Here is an 18,195-nt window from a genome sequence, read left to right as displayed (position 1 = left end):
GGCTCACCGAGAACGCTTGGGACCGCGCTTTTCTCGCACTCGCACATTGATGCGGATCGGGCTGCCCTCGAATCCGAACGTCTCCCGCAATCGCCGCTCCAGGAACCGGCGGTAGCCCGCCTCCAAAAATCCCGAGCTGAACAACACGAATGTGGGGGGACGCGACGTCGCCTGGGTGGCGAACAGGATGCGCGGTGCGCGGCCCCCGCGCGCCGGCGGCGGGGTCGCGGCAACTACCTCTTTGAGCCAGGTGTTGAGCTGGCCGGTGGAGATCCGCTTGTCCCAGGAGGCCAGCGAGGTCTCCAGCGCCGGCACCAACTTCTGCACGGCGCGACCGGTTTTCGCCGAGATGTTCACCCGCGGCGCCCACGCCAGCCGGGCCATGTCCCGGTCGATCTCCTTGTCCAGCACGTAACGCCGGTCCTCATCAACCAGGTCCCACTTGTTGTAGGCCAGCACCACCGCCCGGCCCGCTTCGACCACCATCGAGATCACCCGCTGATCCTGCTCGGTCAGCGGCAACGACGAATCGACCAGCACGATCACCACTTCGGCGGCGTCGATAGCCCCGTGGGTGCGCACCGACGCGTAGAACTCGTGTCCGCTGGCCTGCCCCACCTTGCGGCGCAGCCCTGCGGTGTCGACGAAACGCCAGATCTTGCCGTCCATTTCGATCAGCGAGTCGACCGGGTCGACGGTCGTGCCGGCCACGTCGTGCACCACCGACCGCTCGTCGCCGGCCAGCCGGTTCAGCAGCGAGCTCTTGCCCACGTTGGGCTTGCCCACCAACGCCACCCGTCGTGGGCCACCTCCGCCACCGGCGGTTTCGGCCACCTCGGGCAGCTTGGCGATCACCTCATCCAGCAGGTCGGCCACTCCGCGGCCGTGCAACGCACTGACGGTGAACGGCTCGCCCAGCCCCAAAGACCACAGCGCCGCCGCGTCGGCCTCGGCCCGATCACTGTCAACCTTGTTGGCGGCCAAGAACACCGGCTTACCGGACCGGCGCAGAATCCGCGCGGCGGCCTCGTCGCCGGCGGTGGCGCCGACCACCGTGTCCACCACCAGAATCACCGCGTCGGCGGTACGCATCGCCACCGCAGCCTGCTCGGCCACCAGCTGCTGCAGGCCCTTGGCGTCGGGCTCCCAGCCGCCGGTGTCCTGGACCACGAAGCGCCGGCCGGTCCACAGCGCGTCGTAGGACACCCGGTCACGGGTCACGCCGGGCAGGTCCTGCACCACCGCTTCACGCCGGCCCAGGATCCGGTTGACCAGCGTCGACTTGCCGACGTTGGGCCGGCCCACCACGGCCACCACCGGCGGCGGACCGGAGTCCTCGACCAGATCGTCGAAGCCGCCCTCTTCGCCGATCTCCCAGTCGCTTTCGTCGACCCAGGTTCCGTCACTCATCGGATCGCCCCGCAATGCTGCTCAACCAGGCCGCGCAGATGGTCGACCACCTGCTCCTGGGTCATGTCTCCGGTGTCCACGATCACCGCGTCGTCGGCGGGCCGCAGTGGCGACACCGCCCTCGTGGAATCCAACTCGTCGCGGCGCAGCACGTCGGCCAGCACGCCGGCGTAGTCGTCGCGCAGCCCCGCCACGATGTTCTGGTCATTGCGCCGCTGGGCCCGGGTCTCGGCCGAGGCGGTCAGAAAGATCTTCACGTCGGCATCGGGCAGCACCACGGTGCCGATATCGCGGCCTTCGACCACCACACCACCGCCTTGCGCGGCCAACTGCTGCTGCAGCGCGACCAGCCGGGTGCGCACCGCGGGCACCGCGGCCACCGCCGACACCGCGCGGGTCACCTCGTCGCCGCGGATCTCTTGCGAAACGTCTTCGTCGCCAAGGAAAGCGCGGTCGCCCTCGGGCTGGGATTCCACCGAGACCGCGACGTCCTGAGCCACCGCGCCGATGCCGTCGGTGTCATCAAGTGCCACACCGGAGCGCAGCACCGCCAGCGTGATGACCCGGTACATCGCGCCGGTGTCCAGATACCGGGATCCCAGCGCTGCCGCCAGTCCCTTTGCGACCGTGGACTTTCCCGTTCCGGCCGGCCCGTCGATGGCGACCACGGCCGCACTGCCCGCGCTCACAGGCCCACCGCCGCGTACAGTTCGCCGACTTCCTTGCGGGTCAACGCCCGGATGCTGCCGGGACGCTGCTCCCCCAGCGCCACCGAACCGATGTCGGTGCGCACCAACTCCTGGACCGGGAATCCGACCGCCGCCAGCATCCGCCGCACGATCCGCTTGCGTCCTTCGTGCAGGGTGACCCGCACCAGCGACTTGCCGGGCACGGTGTCGACCACCGCGAAGTCGTCGACGTTCGCCGGGCCGTCGTCGAGTTCGACACCCTCGCGCAGCTTCTTGCCCAGTCCGCGCGGGATGGCGCCCACCACGGTGGCGATATAGGTCTTGGGCACCTGATACGACGGGTGCATCAGCCGGTGCGCGAGTTCGCCGTCGTTGGTCAGCAACATCAGGCCCTCGGTGTCGGCATCGAGGCGGCCGACGTGAAACAGCTTGGCGTCGCCGCGAACTCGGTGCTCGACGTAGTCGCCGATGCAGGGCCGTCCGCGGTCGTCCGACATGGTCGAATGCACTCCGCGCGGCTTGTTCAGCGCCAGGTAGACCCGGGTGTCATCGACGGTCACCCGGGCGCCGTCGACCCGGATCACCGCGGAGGCGGGGTCCACGCGGGTGCCCAGTTCGGTCACCACCCGGCCGTCCACCTCAACCCGGCCGTCGCGAATCATCCGCTCAGCGACCCGCCGCGAGGCGACCCCGGCCTGCGACAGCACCTTCTGCAGGCGCACGCCGGCTTGTTCTTCGTCCGGCCACGCCATCAGAGGTGGTCCACATCGAAGGCCAGCGGCTGATCGTTCGCCGGCGCACCGCCGAGTTTCATGAAACGCGGTTCACTGTCCAGGCTTTCACTCAAGTCGTCGATCACGTCGACGTCGGGTAGCAGTGGGGCGATGTCGGGCAGGTCGGTCAGCGACGACAGGCCCAACCGCTCCAGGAACAACTCCGTGGTCGCGAACGTCACCGCACCGGTGTCGGGATCGGTGCCCGCCTCGGTGATCAGGCCGCGCGCCACCAGGGTGCGGATCACCGCGTCCACATTCACCCCGCGCACCGCGCTGACCCGGGCCCGCGTCACGGGCTGGCGGTAGGCCACCACGGCCAGCGTCTCCAGCGCGGCGCGGGTCAGCTTGGAGCGGGCGCCGTCGAGCAGTAACCGCTCCACGTACGGCGCGAACCGGGCACGGGTGTACAGCCGCCAGCCGCCACCGGCTTCGCGCAAGTCGATGCCGCTGTCGCGTTCGGTGAACTCGTCGGCCATGTTCCGCAGCTTGGCGGTGATCCGATAGACCGGCTGATCGGTGGCGGCCGCCAATGCCTCCACCGTCACCGGCGTGTCCACGACCAGCAGCAGCGCCTCGAGCACCGATCCCAGCTCGGCGTCCTCGAGTTCGGGTGCCAGTGCGACGTCGATCCCCAGATTGGAGTCCGACGGGCCGGCGGAGCCTTCGTCGCCGTGATCTTCGGGCTGTTCCACAGCGTCGCCAACCTCGGGTGCCTCGATATCCTCCGGCACTTCGGAGTCGGGCAGGTGGTCAGTCATCAATTCGTCTCGCACTACTCGGCCGATTCTGCTTTCACCAGGTCTTCATTGGTGGGACGTTCCCCCGTCCACGACACCTGGAGCACACCAAGTGGTTCTGACTGCTCAAATGCTACCGCCCGGGCCCGATACAGTTCGAGCAGAGCCAGGAAGCGCCCGACGATCTCGATCGGCATCGAGCAGTCGGCGACCAGTTCGGAGAACGACGCCCACTGCCCCGTGCCGCGGGCCTCCAACAGCCGCAACACCACACCGGCCTGCTCGGGTACCGACACCATCACCTGGTGCAGGTGTTCCAGGCCCACCACCGGGACCGGGCGCGGGGTGAACGCGGCCGCCGCGATCTGAGCGAACGACTCGGCGTCGACACCGAGCATTACTTCGGGAAGCAGGTTGGCGAAGTTGTCTTCCAGCGACACCGCGCGCGGGTAGCTGCGCAGTGCGGCGGCTTCCAGTTCGGCGAACATCTGCGCGACGTGCTTGAACGCCCGGTACTGCAGCAGACGCGCGAACAGCAGGTCGCGAACTTCGAGCAACGCCAGGTCTTCTTCGTCGTCGACCTGACCGGCCGGCAGCAGCCGGGCCGCCTTGAGGTCGAGCAGTGTCGCGGCGATCACCAGAAAGGCGGTGGTCTCCTCGAGCTCCAGCTGCGCGCCGACGTCGCGGGTGTAGGCGATGAAGTCATCGGTGACCTGGTGCAGCGCCACCTCGGTGACGTCGAGGCGGTGCGCGAAGATCAGCTGCAGCAGCAGATCGAAGGGACCCTCGAAGTTGGTCAGCCGGACCTGGAAGCCCGGCGGTTCAGCGAGGCTCGACGGAGGAGAGGTGAGGCTGGGACCGCCGCTTGGACCCGGCGGTTCGGCGGGGGCGTCGGCCGTCGGTGTGTCTACGTTCACGCGCCGAATCGGTCGATGACTTCGCGGGCCAACGCACGATAGGCCTGCGCGCCGCCGGACTTCGGGGCCCAGGTGGTGATGGGCTCGCCGGCCACGGTGGTCTCGGGAAAACGCACGGTGCGGGTGATGACGGTGTCGAACACCAGGTCGCCGAAGCGCTCCACCACCCGCGACATCACCTCGCGGGAGTTGACCGTGCGCGGGTCGTAACGGGTCAGCAGGATGCCGCTGATCTCCAGCTTCGGGTTGAGCCGGTCGCGGACCTTGTCGACCGTGTCGGTCAGCAGCGCCAGGCCGCGCAGCGAGAAGTACTCGCATTCGGTCGGGATCACCACGCCGTCGGCGCAGGCCAGACCGTTGACGGTGAGCAGCCCCAGGGACGGCTGGCAGTCGATCAACAGGTAGTCGTAGCGGTCCAGCACCGGCGTCAGCGCCCGCGCCAGGGAATGCTCGCGCCCCACCTCGTTGACCAGCTGGATCTCGGCCGCGGACAGGTCGATGTTGGAGGGCACCAGGTCCAGGTTCTCCACCGAGGTCTGCACCAGCACGTCGTCGATACCGACCCGCGGTTCGACCAGCAGGTTGTGCACGGTGTGCGCCAGGTCGTAGTGCGGCACCCCCAGGCCCGCCGACAGCGCACCCTGCGGGTCCAGGTCGACCAGCAACACCCGGCGGCCGTATTCGGCCAGCGCGGCACCGAGGTTGATGGTGGAAGTCGTCTTGCCGACGCCGCCCTTCTGGTTGCACATCGCGATGACCTTGGCCGGCCCGTGCGTCGAACGGGGCTGCGGCTCGGGGATATTCCGCGGCGGACGCCCGGTCAAGCCGACGTCGGGAGTGTCGTCGTCGCTCATGGCCGAACCGGCGCTGTGGTGGCGGACATCCGCAGAAGTCTAATAGGTGTCCGGCGTCTGTATTAGCCACATGACCAGTGAATGCGGTGCCGACGGTCATAGGATCGCAGCCATGAGCCTCAAACGACGTCTGCCCTTCCTGCGGTGGTCGTTCCTGCGGATGGCCACCGGCGCGCGCAACATCGTCACCACGGGTCAGATCGGCGACGGCCGCGAGGCGGCAGCGGTCGACTTCGTGCTGGCCAAGGCCCGGGCCGGCGACATCGACGACGTGCTCGCCCGCATCGACGAGTTCGCCTACGAGAAGTCTTTGCTGATCAATATCGGCGATGAGAAGGGCCTGCTGCTGGACGCCGCGGTACAGCGGGTCAATCCGGCGCTGGCATTGGAGCTGGGCACCTACTGCGGCTACAGCGCGCTGCGGATCGCGCGCGCGGCACCGTCGGCGCGGATCTACTCGATCGAGCTGGCCGAGGCCAACGCCGCCAACGCCCGGCGGATCTGGGCGCACGCCGGGGTGGCCGACCGGGTGACGTGCGTGGTGGGCACCATCGGCGACGGCGGTCGCACCCTGGACGCCTTGACCGCCAAGCACGGTTTTGCCGCCGGCGGGCTGGACTTCTTGTTCATCGACCACGACAAGGACGCCTACCTGCCCGACTTGCAGGCCATCCTCGATCGGGGCTGGCTGCGTCCGGGGGCGGCGGTGGTGGCCGACAACGTCAAGCTGCCCGGCGCACCGCGCTACCGCGAGTACATGCAGGCCCAGCAGGGCTCGCGGTGGGACACCGTCGAACACAAAACGCACGTGGAGTACCAGAGCCTGCTGCACGACCTGGTGCTCGAGTCGACCTACCTGGGCGGCTAGTACCTGGCGCGAGCGTGCGCAGAAGGACAGTTTTTACGGCGTGTCGGCGGGCAGACACGCACGCTCGAGCCGTAAAGAATCAGCGCGCGCGGGGGTGGGCGCCGGCCCAGACCTCACGCAGGGCGTTGACGGTGACCAGGGTGTAGATCTGGGTGGTGGTCACCGAGGCGTGGCCGAGCAGCTCTTGCACCACCCGCACGTCGGCACCGCCGTCGAGCAGATGGGTGGCGAAGGAGTGCCGCAGCGTGTGTGGTGACACCTTCGCGGTGATTCCGGCCCGTTCGGCGGCGTCCTGCAGCACCTGCCAGGCGCTCTGCCGCGACAGCCGCCCACCCCGGGCGTTGAGGAACACCGCGGCGGTGCCGCGGCCGCGGACGGCCAGATCCGGGCGGCCCCGCACCAGGTAGGCGTCCAGCGCCGCGACCGCCGGCCGCCCGACCGGCACCAATCGCTGCTTGCCGCCCTTGCCGTGCAACAGCACCGACCGGTCGGCCACATCAATGTCGTCGATGTCCATGCCCACGGCCTCGGAGATGCGAGATCCGGTGGAGTACAACATCTCCAGCAGGGCGCGGTTGCGCAGTGTCAACGGCCCGTCAGACTCGCTGTCGCCGCCGGCGCCGGCCAACAGCGCCGCCACCTCGTCGACGGTCAGGCTCTTGGGCAGCCGGCGCCCCGGGGTCGGCGGCCTGACCGAGCGCGCCACATCGGTCGCCACCAGTCCCTCCGCCGCGGCAAACCGGTGCAGCCCGCGCACCGCGATCAGTGCGCGCCCCGCCGAGACCGCCGACAGCGCGGGCACGCCGTTGTCGGGGTCGCCGCGACGCAGCGTCACCAGAAACTCGGTGACGTCACCTTCGGCGACGCCGGCCAGATCCTCGATCCCGCGGGCCAGCAGGTGCTCGCGGTAGCGGCGCAGGTCGCGCCGATAGGAACTCAAGGTGTTGGCCGCGACCCCGCGTTCGATGGTCAGGTGATCCAGATACCCCTGCAACTGCCCGTTGAGCGGGCACACCGGCTGGGTCACGGTGGTCATGGCCGGTTCTGCCTGGCGGCGAACGCTTTCGGTCGGTCGACCCACTCGGCGTCGGTGTCACGCAGCTCGGCGAAGCCCTGACGGTGCGCCTGTGCGGCCAGGATCCCTGCCACGGCAATGGCATTGACGATCTCGCCGGAAAACACCATCCGTGCCGCCTCGGCGAGCGAATACCACTCGCACTTCAGATCGGCCTCTTCGTCGTGGGCCTCCGGGCGGCCCACCTCGGTCAGACCGGTGGCCAGGTACACCCGTACCGACTCGTCGGAGAAGCCCGGCGTGGAGTCCAGGTCCACCAGCACCTGCCAGGTGGTCGCGGTCAGACCGGCCTCCTCGACCAGTTCGCGTCCGGCCGTGACATGCGGCGGCTCGCCACCGACGTCGAGCAGGCCGGCGGGCAGCTCCCACAGCCGCCGGCCCAGCGCGTGGCGGTACTGGTAGATCAGCGGGATCTGGCCCTCGGTGTTGACGGCGACCACCGCCACCGCCCCGAAGTGCTCCACCACGTCCCGGGTGGCCGTCGCGCCACCCGGCATCAAGACCTCGTCCCGGCGCAGCGCAAAGATCTTGCCGCTGTGCAGCAGCTGCGACGACGTGGTCTCGAAGACGTGGTCAGCCACGGGTGACGTGTTCCGGCAGCGCTTCTTGCACCGGGTCGGTCAACGGCTGGGCGCTGCCGCCGTGCCCCTGCGCTCCGTTCTGGGCGTCATCGTGATCGGCGGCGTGCGGCTCGTGGGCGTGCTCGGGGATCTCCACCGGCAGCCGCTCGGCGGCCTTGTAGTCCATCGCCGCGCCGACGAACGCGGCGAACAGCGGATGCGCCCGGGTGGGCCTGCTCTTGAGCTCCGGGTGCGCCTGGGTGCCCACCAGGAACGGGTGCACCTCGCGCGGGTACTCGACGAACTCCACCAGCTTGCCGTCCGGGGAGGTGCCGGAGAACCGCAGCCCGCTCTGGGCGATCCGGTCGCGGTAGGCGTTGTTGACCTCGAAACGGTGCCGGTGGCGCTCGGAGACCTCGGTGGCCTGATACGCCTCGGCGACAATCGAATCCGCTTCCAGCACGGCCGGATAGGCGCCCAGCCGCATGGTGCCGCCGAGGTCGGCCGTTCCGGCGACCGCCTCCTGCTGGTCGGCCATGGTCGCGATGACGGGGTCGGGGGTGTCCGGGTCGAACTCCGCCGAGCTGGCCTGAGTGACCCCGGCGGTGCGGGCCGCGTCGATCACGATGCATTGCAGGCCCAGGCACAGTCCCAGCACCGGCAGTGCGTGGGTGCGGGCGTAGGCGATGGCGCCGATCTTGCCCTCGATGCCGCGGATGCCGAACCCGCCGGGGATCAGCACCCCGTGCATCTCGCCCAGCGCGGCGGCGGCGCCGGCCGGGGTTTCGCACGCGTCGGAGGCCACCCAGTGGATCTCGACCTTCGCGAAATGGGTGAAGCCGCCGGCCCGCAGCGCCTCGGTCACCGACAGATACGCATCTGAGAGGTCGATGTACTTGCCCACCAAAGCGATTCGCACCGTCTCGTGGGGTTCGTGGACACGGCGCAGCAGCTCGTCCCACTCGGTCCAGTCGACGTCTTTGAACGGCAGGTTGAGCCGGCGCACCACGTAGGCGTCCAGCTCCTCGCGGTGCAGCACCTTGGGGATGTCGTAGATCGAGGGTGCGTCCGGGGTGGAGATCACCCCGTCGATGTCGACGTCGCACATCAGCGCGATCTTGTTCTTCAGCGCCTCTGGAACGTCGCGGTCACAACGCAGGATCAGCGCGTCGGGGGTGATGCCGATACTGCGCAGCGCGGCCACCGAGTGCTGGGTGGGCTTGGTCTTGAGCTCACCGGACGGGGCCAGGTAGGGCACCAGCGACACGTGCAGGAAGAAGACGTTGTCGCGGCCCACGTCGTGACGGATCTGACGGGCGGCTTCCAGGAAGGGCTGCGACTCGATGTCGCCGACGGTGCCGCCGATCTCGGTGATCACCACATCGGGGCGCATGCCGTCGGCGTCCGGCTCCGACATGGCCAGGATGCGCCGCTTGATCTCGTCGGTGATGTGCGGGATCACCTGCACCGTGTCGCCGAGGTATTCGCCGCGGCGTTCCTTGGCGATGACCGTCGAATACACTTGGCCGGTGGTCACATTCGCCGAACCGGACAGGTCGCGGTCCAGGAATCGCTCGTAGTGACCGACGTCGAGGTCGGTCTCGGCGCCATCCTCGGTGACGAACACCTCACCATGCTGGAAGGGGTTCATGGTCCCAGGATCGACGTTGAGATAGGGGTCCAGCTTCTGCATGGTGACCTGCAGTCCCCGGGCGATCAGCAACTGGCCCAAGCTACTTGCGGTCAAACCCTTACCCAGCGAGGACGCAACTCCGCCCGTGACGAAGAGATGCTTCGGCTCGGTTTGCGGATGCTTTCGCAGTGGTGGCAACACCAACCTCCGTGACGACGGCGCAGGAACTTGAGGGCCTGCCGACCCACGGAATCTCACCCTAACATCGACCCGGCGTCTCGGCTCCAGACACGCCCACCCGCGCCCGGACACGGCCGGTGACGGGTCCCGGCTATTGCGCCAGCGTCACCGATCCGGCGCCGTGGCCGATGCCGTACTGGCCCGGCTGGCCGCCGCCGATCAGGCTGCTCACCGCCATCACGGTGGTGATCCGGCCCGACTCGATGTCCACGTCGTCGACGGTGCTGATGGTGCCGGCCACCGCGGGGTCGGTGCGGGCCATCGCCACCGCCGCGGTGCCCGACGCCGACCCGTCCCGGCCGGCCAGGACCGTCGCCGAGCCGTGCGGGGCCAGTGCCGCGGCGAACCGGGCCACGCTCAGCCCGCTGGTTCCGGCGTCTTCGGGCAGCCCCCCGCCGGCCACCACGATGGCGGCGTTGGCGGCCGGAAAGCGCTCTTGTTGGTAGGTGATGAAGCCGGTGTCGCGCAGCGCGGCCAGCACGGTGGCCCGGGCGGCGTCGTCGGTGGGGGTAATCGTCGGGTTGCGATTGATCAGCAGCGCGATCCCCAGCAGGTCACCGGCCTGGGCGTCCTGGTCGACCAGGCTGGTGCTCAGTTGGGCACCGGCCGGCACGATCCCGGACTCCAGCACGGCACGCAGCTTCTCCTCGGCGTTGCCGTCGACGAACTGCGCCGTCAGCGTCACCGTTCCGGTGACGGTTCCGCCGGCCTGCCCGATGATCCGCGAGACCGCCTCGACGTCGCCGTCGGCGGCGTCCGGGGTCCGGAAGATCACCGTGGACTTGCCGGTCAGCGTGTCGCGCACTATCCGGGGCGCCATCTGGGCGTCGAAATCGTTTGCGTTGCGCAGTCGTTCGCTCAGCGCGGTGTGCTGGTCATGCAGCGCGTCGATCTGCTCACGCAGATCCTGTTTGTCGGACTGCATGCCGGCCAGCAGCGGACCCGACAGCAGTCCAGAACCCAGTACGACACCGAAGACCAGTGCCAGCAGCACTGCCGTCAGCGACATCGCGTGATAGCGAGGGGTGATCATGGCGGTGCTGACCCCGATCCTTGTGCGTCGATCCCTATTAGGTCACCCAGTGCCGCAGCCACTGCGACAGGTGCTGCCAGTAGGTGCCGAGCCACTCGAGCACCACGGCGTCGGTCCGCGAGACCCACAATGCGACGACGATCGCCACCAGCATGGTCAGCACGAGCAGCGCGATCGCCCCGGCCGAGATCCTGCTGCGGTAGAGCGTGGCGACGGCGCGGGCGTCCACCAGCTTCTCGCCGACCTTGAGCCGGGTCATGAACATCGACGGGTTGCTCAGCTGACGGGTCCGGTCGAAGAACGTCTCGATGTTGGCGGTGTGCCCGGCCGTCACCAGCAGCGCCGCACCGTGGTGGTCGGCCAGCAGCAGTGCCAGGTCCATCGCGGATCCGGCGGCCGGGAAGGTCATGGCCCCGACACCCAGGTCCTGGATGCGCTCCAGACCGGGGGCGTGGCCGTCGGCGTCGGCTGGCAGCACGACCTGCGAGCCGCAGCGCAGCACCTCGGCGCTCATCTGGTCGGGGTCGCCGACGATCAGCTGCGGGCGGTAGCCGGCCTTGCGCAGCACGTCGGCTCCGACGCCGACGCCGATCAGCACCGGCTGGTACTCCTTGATGAAGGGTTTGAGGCATTTGAGGTCTTCGGCGGCACTGGCTTCGCCGCCGACCAGCACCACGTGGCGGCGCCGCAGGTCGACATCGATCTCGGGAATCCCGATCCCGTCGATCAGCAGCGGGCTCTCGCTGCGAATGAACTCGATGGTATTGCCGGCGAAGGACTCCAGGTGGGCCACCAGCCCGCTCTTGGCCTCGATCATCATGTCGGCGATCTCGACGTCGCTGCGTTCGACGCCGCGGGCCAGCCGACGGTCGCCGGAGTAGACGGCGCCGTTGTGGAGCCGGATCTTGGCGCCGTCGCGGATCTTCTTGAACACCGTGGGGCCGGCTTCGTCGATCAGCGTAACGCCGTTGGCGACCAGCACCTCCGGCCCCAGGTTGGGGTAGCGCCCGGAGATCGATGCCGAGGCGTTGACGACGCCGGCGATCTGGGCTTCCACCAATGCGTCGGCGGTGATCCGGTCCAGGTCGAGAATGTCGAGGACCACGATGTCGCCGGGGCCCACCCTGCGCAGCAGTCGGTCGATGTCGTGGTCAACCCGAGCCGTACCGACAAGGCCAGGCCGGGCGGTGTTACGAGACAGCAGCGCAGACATCTTCATGGCCGCGATTCTGGCCGGGACGTCGCGAGAATCGCGGGAGGCGCGCCGTAACACCAGCCCCAGAAGTTTCATCGCGTCACATCAGTCACACGGCGGTGACCCCGTGCGGCTCAGCTGTCGGCGCCCGCGCCCCGATCCTCTTGCGCGGCATCCAGCAGCTCGCGCGCGTGCGCCCGGGCGGTGTCGGTCTCCCCCAGCCCGGCCAGCATCCGGGCCAGCTCGCCGACCCGGTCCTCGCCCTCCAGCCGCCGCACCCCGCTGGCGCCCTGCCGCCCGGTGGGCTCGACCATCAGGTGCACGTCGGCGTAGGCCGCCACCTGCGGCAGGTGCGTCACCACGATGACCTGATGGGTGCGAGCCAACCGGGCCAGCCGCCGCCCGATCTGCACCGCGGCCCGCCCGCCCACTCCGGCGTCGACCTCGTCGAACACCATCGTGGTGCCGGCCGACTGCCGCGATGAGGTGGCCAGCACCACCTCCAGCGCCAGCATCACCCGCGACAGCTCCCCGCCGGAGGCGCTCTTGGCCAGCGGCAGCACCGTCATGCCGCGGTGCGGGGCCAGTCCGAACTCGACATCGTCGATACCGTCGGCGCCGGCGTGCACGGTCTGCCCCGACGGCAACCGCAACGCGGCCGGATCCTCGGCGGCGGCCGGGCTGGTGCTGACCTCGATGCTGAACTCGGCGTCGGCCATGGCCAACCCGGACAGCTCGGCGCTGACCGCCTTGGCCAGCCCCCCGGCCGCCTTGGTGCGCGCCGCACTGAGGTCGGTGGCGGCCTTGGCCACCTGCTCGCCCAGCGCGTCGACACGGCGGGCCAGCTCGGCGAGTGCTTCCTCGGAGACGTCGAGCTGGGTCAGCCGTTCCCGGGACTGCGCGGCCCAGGCCAGCACCCCGTCGATGTCGGCGGCGTATTTGCGGGTCAGGCTGCGCAGCTCGGCCTGGCGGGCCAGCTTGGCGTCGAGGGCGTCGGCGCCGGTGGGCAGATCATCGAGATAACTGCCGAGTTCGCGGGCCACATCGCCCACCACGGTGAGCGCCTCGCCGAGCTGATCGCCCAGCGCCTGCAGCACGGTGTCGTCGGTGCCGCTCAACGCCGCCTTCGCCTGCCCCAGCCGATCGGTTGCCGAGTTCGGCCCGTCGGCCATACCGAGTGCCTCGGTCGCATCCTCGAAGCCGGCCAGAGCCCCCCGCGCACCCTCGGCCGCGGCGCGCAGCGCGTCAAGTTCGGAGAGCCGCCGGATGTCGGCGGTCAGCGCGTCGTCTTCACCGGCCCGGGGGTCGACGGCGTCGATCTCGCGTAGCGCGAACGTGAGCCGGTCGGCTTCCTGAGCCAGTTCCCGAGCACGGTCGCGGCGTTCGACCAGCTCGCGTCGGGCCGACTGCCAGGCCTCGCGCGCGCCGCGGTAACGCTCCAGCCGGGCGCCCACCGCGGCGTAGCGATCCAGCGCCGCACGCTGTTCGTCCGGGCGCATCAACCGCAGCTGATCGTTCTGGCCGTGCAACGTCAACAGGCTGCCGGTGAAACCGGTCAGCGATTTCGCCGGCACCCCGCGACCACCCAGGTAGGCCCGCGAGGGGCCGTCGCGGCTGACCGAGCGGGCCGCGATCACCGTGCCGTCCTCGTCGCGCTCGGCCCCGGCCGCCTCGAGCAGTTCGTCGATCTGCCCGGCCGCGGCCGGCGCCAGATCCGCGGTGCAGAACCTGCCCTCCACCACGGCACGGGCGGCGCCGGAACGCACCCGGTTGGCATCGGCGCGCGCACCACCGAGCAGGTGCAACCCGGTGACCACCATCGTCTTGCCGGTGCCGGTCTCGCCGGTCAGTACGGTCAGTCCGCGGTCGAATTCAGCGGTGGCCGCGCTGATGGCGCCCAGGGACTCGATACGGATCTCAGTCAGCACCTCAGGCGCACCCCTACTGTCCGCGCCAGCCGGTGACCGGCAGCCGGAATTTGCGCACCAGGCGGTCGGTGAACGGCGAGCGGCCCAGCCGAGCCCACTTCACCGGGCTGACGCCGCGCTGCACCTCGAGGCGACCACCGGCGGGCACCAGCATTCTGCGGCGACCGTCGCAGAACACCAGCGCGGGGTGGCCGTCGCTGGACTCCACCTCGATCGCGATCGTGGAGGCGGGACTGGTGACCATGGGCCGGGCGAACAGCGCGTGAGCGTTGTTGGGCACCACCAGGATCGCGTCCAGATCGGGCCACAGCACCGGCCCGCCGGCGGAGAACGCGTAGGCGGTGGATCCGGTCGGGGTCGACACCAGCACCCCGTCACAGCCGAACGTCGACACCGGCCGGCCGTCCACCTCGACGACCACGCCCAGCACGCCCAACCGCGGGCCCTTCTCCATGCTGGCCTCGTTGAGCGCCCACCCGCTGTCGGTGATCTCGCCGTCGACGCGCACCACGACGTCCAGCGTCATCCGGTCTTCCACCCGGTAGTCGCGGGCGATGATCTTGTCCAGGACCTGGTCGATGGTGTCGGCTTCCGCTTCGGCCAGAAACCCGATCCGGCCCAGATTGACGCCCAGCACCGGGATGTCGGCGCTGCGGGCCAGTTCCGCGGCGCGCAGGAAGGTTCCATCACCGCCGAGCACCAGGACCAGTTCGCAGCCCTCGGCCGCCCCGTTGTCGGGGTCCACCAGGTCGATCGCGACCCCGACTTCACGGGCGTCGTCAGAACCGGCGTGCAGCGCGCCCTTGTCGACGGCTTCGGCGGTCAGCACGCGCAGCGCGATGCCGTGTTCGGCGAGCACCTTCTCGACGCGGCGGGCGGTGTCGGTGGCCTCTTCCCGACCGCTGTGCACCACCAGCAGCACGGTGCGTTGATGATCTCCACTGGTCATTGCGGACCCCTCGCGACGGCATCCTGCACGGCGGCGCGCAACGCGTCACCGGTCAGCGGCGCGGCGGCGGCGCGCAGATGCAGAAAGTATTCGACGTTGCCGGACGGTCCCGGCAGTGGACTGGCGGTGACGGCGACGGTGCCCCACCCCAGTTCCTCGGCGCGGTGCGCCACCGACACGACCGCATCGGCCCGTAGGGCCGGGTCCGACACCACACCGCCGGCACCGACCAGTTGTCGTCCGACCTCGAACTGCGGTTTCACCATTGGCACGATATCGGCGTGCGGTGACGCGCAGCCAGCCAGCGCGGGCAACACCGTCGCCAGCGAGATGAACGACAGGTCCGCCACGATCAGCTCCGCGGGCCCGCCGATGATGTCGACCGTCAGCCCACGGACATTGGTGCGTTCGATGACCACCACCCGCGGGTCGGTGCGCAGTGACCACGCCAACTGCCCGTAGCCGACGTCGACGGCGGCCACCCGGGCCGCGCCCCGGTCCAGCAGCACTTCGGTGAATCCGCCGGTCGAGGCGCCGGCGTCCAGGCACTGCCGGCCGGTCACGGTGATACCGAAGGTGTCCAGGGCACCGATCAGCTTGTGCGCCCCGCGCGACACCCAGCTGCGTTCGCCGTCGTCCACCACCGCCAGCGCCGCGGTCACCGCCACGGCGGTGGCGGCCTTCACCGCCGGGATGCCGTCGATGGTGACCTTGCCGGCATCGATCAATTCGGCGGCCTGCTGACGAGACCGGGCCAATCCGCGCCGGACCAGTTCGGCGTCGACGCGAGCACGCCGCGACATGCCTGACTCAGCCCTTCTCCACCGACTCCAGCGCCCGCACCAATACCTGGTGGGCCTCTTCGAGCCGCTGCGCCAGCGCGTTCAGATCGCTGTGGGCCGGCAGATCGGCCAGCTCGGCTTCGCCGGGCAACTCGGCCAGCACTGCCGCGACACGTGCTCGGACGTCCTCAATCTCACTGTTCATGGGTGCCACTCACGCTAGCCGATACCGCTTACGGCCACGTGCCGAGCAGGGACCACTGCTGCAGTGCCGCGTCCGCGGTGTCGTCGGCGGCCGCGACGGTGAACGAGCGGCCCACGAGCTCGGCCTCCCACACCGCTGAGGCGAGCGCGCGGACGACCGACAACCCGTCACCGTCTTCCTCGGGTTGTCCCGCGGCGACGGTGACGGTGCTGCCCTCCACCGTGACGTCCCACTCCGGCTGTGACCCGATCGCCAGCTTGCCGGCGCCGATGTGCAGCGCCCGCAGGTCATGGCCGAGGTAGGTCGGACGGTGCTCGGCGACCGCACCGACGGCGTCGCGGGCGGAGTTCACTCCGGTGAGCACCATCAGGCTGGGCAGCGCGGCGGCGTTGGCCGCGGCGATGTCGGTATCGAGCCGGTCGCCGACCACCAGCGGGGCGTAGAACTCGCCGCGGGTCAGCGCAGCGGTCAGCAGCGCCGGGCCCGGCTTGCCGGCCACCTGCGGTTCGGCGTCGGTGGCAGCCTGCAGGGCGGCCACCATCGAACCGTTGCCGGGCAGCAGGCCCCGCTCCGACGGCAGCGTCTTGTCAACATTGGTGGTCATCCACAGTGCCCCGGCACGGATCGCCAGCGCCGCCTCGGCCAGGTCGGCCCAGCCCAGCTCGGTGGACAGGCCCTGGATCACGGCGGCCGGTTCGTCCTCAGCCAGCCGCACCGCTTCCAGTCCGACGGCGCCGATCTCGGCCGCCAGCGACTCGGCACCCAGCACCAGGACCCGTGCCCCGGCGGGCAGTTGGCCGGCCAGCAGGTCGGCCGCGATCTGCCCGCTGGTGGCGACGTCCTCGGCGGTGGCGGTGAAGCCCAGCTGGTTCAGATGTGCTGCGACCTGCTCCGCGCCGCGCGACGAATTGTTGGTGATGAACAGCTTTCGGCTCTGCAGTTCGGCCAGGGTTTCGACAGCGCCGGCGGTGGGTTCGCCACCGCGGAACACCGTGCCGTCCAGATCCAGCAGCAGGCAGTCGTATTCCTCGGCCAGCGCCGCTCCGCCGCCGAGCTCGGCGATGCGGTCCTCGACGTCGGTGACGCCCTCGGTGTCGGCGGCCGCGGCCCGCAGGAACCACTCCAGCGCCTCGCCTTCGCGACCGAGTGCCACCAGGGTCTCGCCGTGCGCGTAGTGCAGCCGGGCCACCGTCGAGCCGGTCCGGTCGGGGTCGGTCGGCGCCGAGGACAGCACTGTCAGCGCCTGCTCCAGCTGCCCCAGGTCGGCGCGAGCACCGGCGGCGACGATCCGCATCTCATCGGCCTCGTCGCCCTCGAGCTGCTCGGCATCCGGGCCGGTCGCCAACTCGATCGCCCGCTGAGGACGGCCCAGGCCGCGTTCGCAGTCGGCGATCAGCGGCAGCAGCGCGGACTTGCTGCCCATCCGTCGTGCTGCCCGCAACTCGCCCAGCGCCTGCGACCAGTCACCACACTGATAGGCGGCGATCCCGACGGCTTCGCGGACCGCGGTGATCCGCGTGGAGCGGGACCGGGCGGCCTTGGCGTGCAGCAGTGCGGTTTCCGGATCGTCGTCGAGCAGCATGCCGGCGGCCACCAGGTGGCAGGCCACGGCGTCGGCGGTGGCCCGGTTGAGCGTGCTCAGCTCCCGGCGAACTTCCGGGGCCAGCTGCTTGGGCTCGACTCCGTCGGGCAGCGGCGGGTCGTCGTAGCGCTGGGTCGTTTCCTCGCCGGAAGCCCGCGGGGGCCGTGACGTGCTGTCGAAGTCCCGCCGCGGCCGAGACGAACGGTCGAAGTCGCGGGGCGGCCGGGAGCCACCGTCACGATCCCGGGGCGGTCGCGGGCTGCTGTCGCGGTCGCGCGGCGGTCGCGGGCTCCCGTCCCGGTCCCGGGGCGGTCGCGGACTGCCGTCCCGGTCCCATGCGGGACGCGGGTTGCCGTCGCGGTCGCGCGGCGGCTGGGAACGACGATCCCGGTCCGGTCCCGCGCCACGGGGGGTCCGACGCTGATCGCCGGATCCCCGGAACGAGCCACCACCGGACTGCCCGGGCCGACCACCGGATTGCCCGGGTCGGCCCCCGGATTGCCCGGGCCGGCCTCGTCGCCCGGCGTCGCCGGCGCCCCTGCCGCCGCCCCGCGGCCCGTCGCCGCCTTTGCCGTGTTCGGCCACCTCGCGCCCTCCGGTTGTAACAGTGCTACCGAAAAGGATACGGCGGGGATCGCCGACCTCTTGACACGGTCGCATATGCGCTATCTGTGCGCGTAAAACAATGGGATATGCATGAAATGCCTGTGCCCCCCAATTTCTTGGGGGGCACAGGGCTTAATGTTGTGTTCGGCGGTGTCC

Annotated in this window: 17 protein-coding genes and 1 pseudogene; 1 reads left to right on the top strand and 17 read right to left on the bottom strand. The window is 70.0% G+C overall.

All coding sequences use genetic code 11. The annotated features are described in order from the left end of the window. Positions 1-3 precede the first annotated feature (3 nt). From der to N416_RS0110355, 6 genes are all read right to left on the bottom strand, one after another. Positions 4-1,410, bottom strand: a complete 1,407-nt coding sequence (der, locus tag N416_RS0110380) for a ribosome biogenesis GTPase Der (protein ID WP_036457664.1) — start codon at positions 1,408-1,410, stop codon at positions 4-6. Next, positions 1,407-2,099, bottom strand: a complete 693-nt coding sequence (gene cmk, locus N416_RS0110375) for a (d)CMP kinase (protein WP_024442041.1) — start codon at positions 2,097-2,099, stop codon at positions 1,407-1,409. The genes der and cmk overlap by 4 nt, the downstream gene beginning before the upstream one ends. Next, the gene (locus tag N416_RS0110370; RefSeq protein WP_192831007.1) at positions 2,096-2,854 is read right to left on the bottom strand and encodes a pseudouridine synthase; all 759 of its coding nucleotides are present in this window, start codon (positions 2,852-2,854) and stop codon (positions 2,096-2,098) included. Before N416_RS0110370 ends, cmk begins: the two co-directional genes overlap by 4 nt. Then, positions 2,851-3,633: an SMC-Scp complex subunit ScpB gene (gene scpB / locus N416_RS0110365; RefSeq protein WP_081654526.1), complete on the bottom strand. Its 783-nt coding sequence runs from the start codon at positions 3,631-3,633 to the stop codon at positions 2,851-2,853. Before scpB ends, N416_RS0110370 begins: the two co-directional genes overlap by 4 nt. 14 nt (positions 3,634-3,647) lie before the next feature. Next, positions 3,648-4,412, bottom strand: coding sequence for a segregation/condensation protein A (locus N416_RS0110360; protein WP_036457661.1), 765 nt, complete (start codon positions 4,410-4,412; stop codon positions 3,648-3,650). Between the two features lie 113 nt (positions 4,413-4,525). After that, complete coding sequence (locus tag N416_RS0110355; protein ID WP_024442037.1) at positions 4,526-5,383, bottom strand: ParA family protein; 858 nt, start codon at positions 5,381-5,383, stop codon at positions 4,526-4,528. A gap of 112 nt (positions 5,384-5,495) precedes the next feature. On the opposite strand from N416_RS0110355, the gene N416_RS0110350 reads away from it, so the two are divergent. Beyond that, positions 5,496-6,251, top strand: a complete 756-nt coding sequence (locus tag N416_RS0110350) for an O-methyltransferase (RefSeq protein ID WP_024442036.1) — start codon at positions 5,496-5,498, stop codon at positions 6,249-6,251. 79 nt (positions 6,252-6,330) lie between these two features. Here N416_RS0110350 and xerD read toward each other — a convergent pair whose 3' ends face one another. The 11 genes and pseudogenes from xerD to N416_RS23825 all read right to left on the bottom strand — a co-directional run. Then, positions 6,331-7,287 carry a site-specific tyrosine recombinase XerD gene (gene xerD, locus N416_RS0110345; protein WP_024442035.1) on the bottom strand — a complete coding sequence of 319 codons (957 nt, stop codon included), beginning with the start codon at positions 7,285-7,287 and terminating at the stop codon, positions 6,331-6,333. After that, on the bottom strand, positions 7,284-7,907 hold the full coding sequence (locus tag N416_RS0110340) for an NUDIX hydrolase (RefSeq protein ID WP_024442034.1): 624 nt from the start codon (positions 7,905-7,907) through the stop codon (positions 7,284-7,286). The genes xerD and N416_RS0110340 overlap by 4 nt, the downstream gene beginning before the upstream one ends. Beyond that, positions 7,900-9,708: a CTP synthase gene (locus N416_RS0110335; RefSeq protein WP_024442033.1), complete on the bottom strand. Its 1,809-nt coding sequence runs from the start codon at positions 9,706-9,708 to the stop codon at positions 7,900-7,902. The genes N416_RS0110340 and N416_RS0110335 overlap by 8 nt, the downstream gene beginning before the upstream one ends. Positions 9,709-9,850: 142 nt before the next feature. After that, the gene (locus N416_RS0110330; RefSeq protein WP_024442032.1) at positions 9,851-10,792 is read right to left on the bottom strand and encodes a copper transporter; all 942 of its coding nucleotides are present in this window, start codon (positions 10,790-10,792) and stop codon (positions 9,851-9,853) included. Positions 10,793-10,829: 37 nt separating this feature from the next. Next, positions 10,830-12,011, bottom strand: coding sequence for a putative cytokinetic ring protein SteA (gene steA / locus N416_RS0110325; RefSeq protein ID WP_024442031.1), 1,182 nt, complete (start codon positions 12,009-12,011; stop codon positions 10,830-10,832). Between the two features lie 110 nt (positions 12,012-12,121). Continuing rightward, complete coding sequence (recN, locus tag N416_RS0110320; RefSeq protein WP_024442030.1) at positions 12,122-13,915, bottom strand: DNA repair protein RecN; 1,794 nt, start codon at positions 13,913-13,915, stop codon at positions 12,122-12,124. A 13-nt stretch (positions 13,916-13,928) separates the two neighbouring features. Continuing rightward, the gene (locus tag N416_RS0110315) at positions 13,929-14,864 is read right to left on the bottom strand and encodes an NAD kinase (RefSeq protein ID WP_024442029.1); all 936 of its coding nucleotides are present in this window, start codon (positions 14,862-14,864) and stop codon (positions 13,929-13,931) included. Continuing rightward, positions 14,861-15,667, bottom strand: a complete 807-nt coding sequence (locus N416_RS0110310) for a TlyA family RNA methyltransferase (RefSeq protein ID WP_024442028.1) — start codon at positions 15,665-15,667, stop codon at positions 14,861-14,863. The genes N416_RS0110315 and N416_RS0110310 overlap by 4 nt, the downstream gene beginning before the upstream one ends. 7 nt (positions 15,668-15,674) lie before the next feature. Further along, complete coding sequence (locus N416_RS23525) at positions 15,675-15,851, bottom strand: hypothetical protein (RefSeq protein ID WP_164517943.1); 177 nt, start codon at positions 15,849-15,851, stop codon at positions 15,675-15,677. Between the two features lie 28 nt (positions 15,852-15,879). Continuing rightward, positions 15,880-16,914 carry an HAD-IIA family hydrolase gene (locus N416_RS23830; protein WP_036457657.1) on the bottom strand — a complete coding sequence of 345 codons (1,035 nt, stop codon included), beginning with the start codon at positions 16,912-16,914 and terminating at the stop codon, positions 15,880-15,882. Then, a pseudogene (locus tag N416_RS23825) lies at positions 16,900-17,526 on the bottom strand (tetratricopeptide repeat protein); the annotation flags it as partial. The pseudogene N416_RS23825 and the gene N416_RS23830, both read right to left, overlap by 15 nt. Positions 17,527-18,195: the final 669 nt, after the last annotated feature.

Source organism: Mycobacterium sp. UM_WGJ, from assembly GCF_000455125.1.
In the GTDB taxonomy this organism is placed as follows: Bacteria; Actinomycetota; Actinomycetes; order Mycobacteriales; family Mycobacteriaceae; genus Mycobacterium.
Note: the sequence above shows the minus strand (reverse complement) of the source record. Positions and strands in the feature narration are given on the sequence as shown.

Bases quoted from the DNA above. Each gene is read 5' to 3' on its own strand.
- N416_RS0110355 (WP_024442037.1), bottom strand. From the start codon at position 5,383: ATGAGCGACGACGACACTCCCGACGTCGGCTTGACCGGGCGTCCGCCG.
- N416_RS0110350 (WP_024442036.1), top strand. From the start codon at position 5,496: ATGAGCCTCAAACGACGTCTGCCCTTCCTGCGGTGGTCGTTCCTGCGG.
- scpB (WP_081654526.1), bottom strand. From the start codon at position 3,633: ATGACTGACCACCTGCCCGACTCCGAAGTGCCGGAGGATATCGAGGCA.
- der (WP_036457664.1), bottom strand. From the start codon at position 1,410: ATGAGTGACGGAACCTGGGTCGACGAAAGCGACTGGGAGATCGGCGAA.
- N416_RS23525 (WP_164517943.1), bottom strand. From the start codon at position 15,851: ATGAACAGTGAGATTGAGGACGTCCGAGCACGTGTCGCGGCAGTGCTG.
- xerD (WP_024442035.1), bottom strand. From the start codon at position 7,287: ATGACCACCGTGACCCAGCCGGTGTGCCCGCTCAACGGGCAGTTGCAG.
- steA (WP_024442031.1), bottom strand. From the start codon at position 12,011: ATGAAGATGTCTGCGCTGCTGTCTCGTAACACCGCCCGGCCTGGCCTT.
- N416_RS0110330 (WP_024442032.1), bottom strand. From the start codon at position 10,792: ATGATCACCCCTCGCTATCACGCGATGTCGCTGACGGCAGTGCTGCTG.
- N416_RS0110310 (WP_024442028.1), bottom strand. From the start codon at position 15,667: ATGTCGCGGCGTGCTCGCGTCGACGCCGAACTGGTCCGGCGCGGATTG.
- N416_RS0110315 (WP_024442029.1), bottom strand. From the start codon at position 14,864: ATGACCAGTGGAGATCATCAACGCACCGTGCTGCTGGTGGTGCACAGC.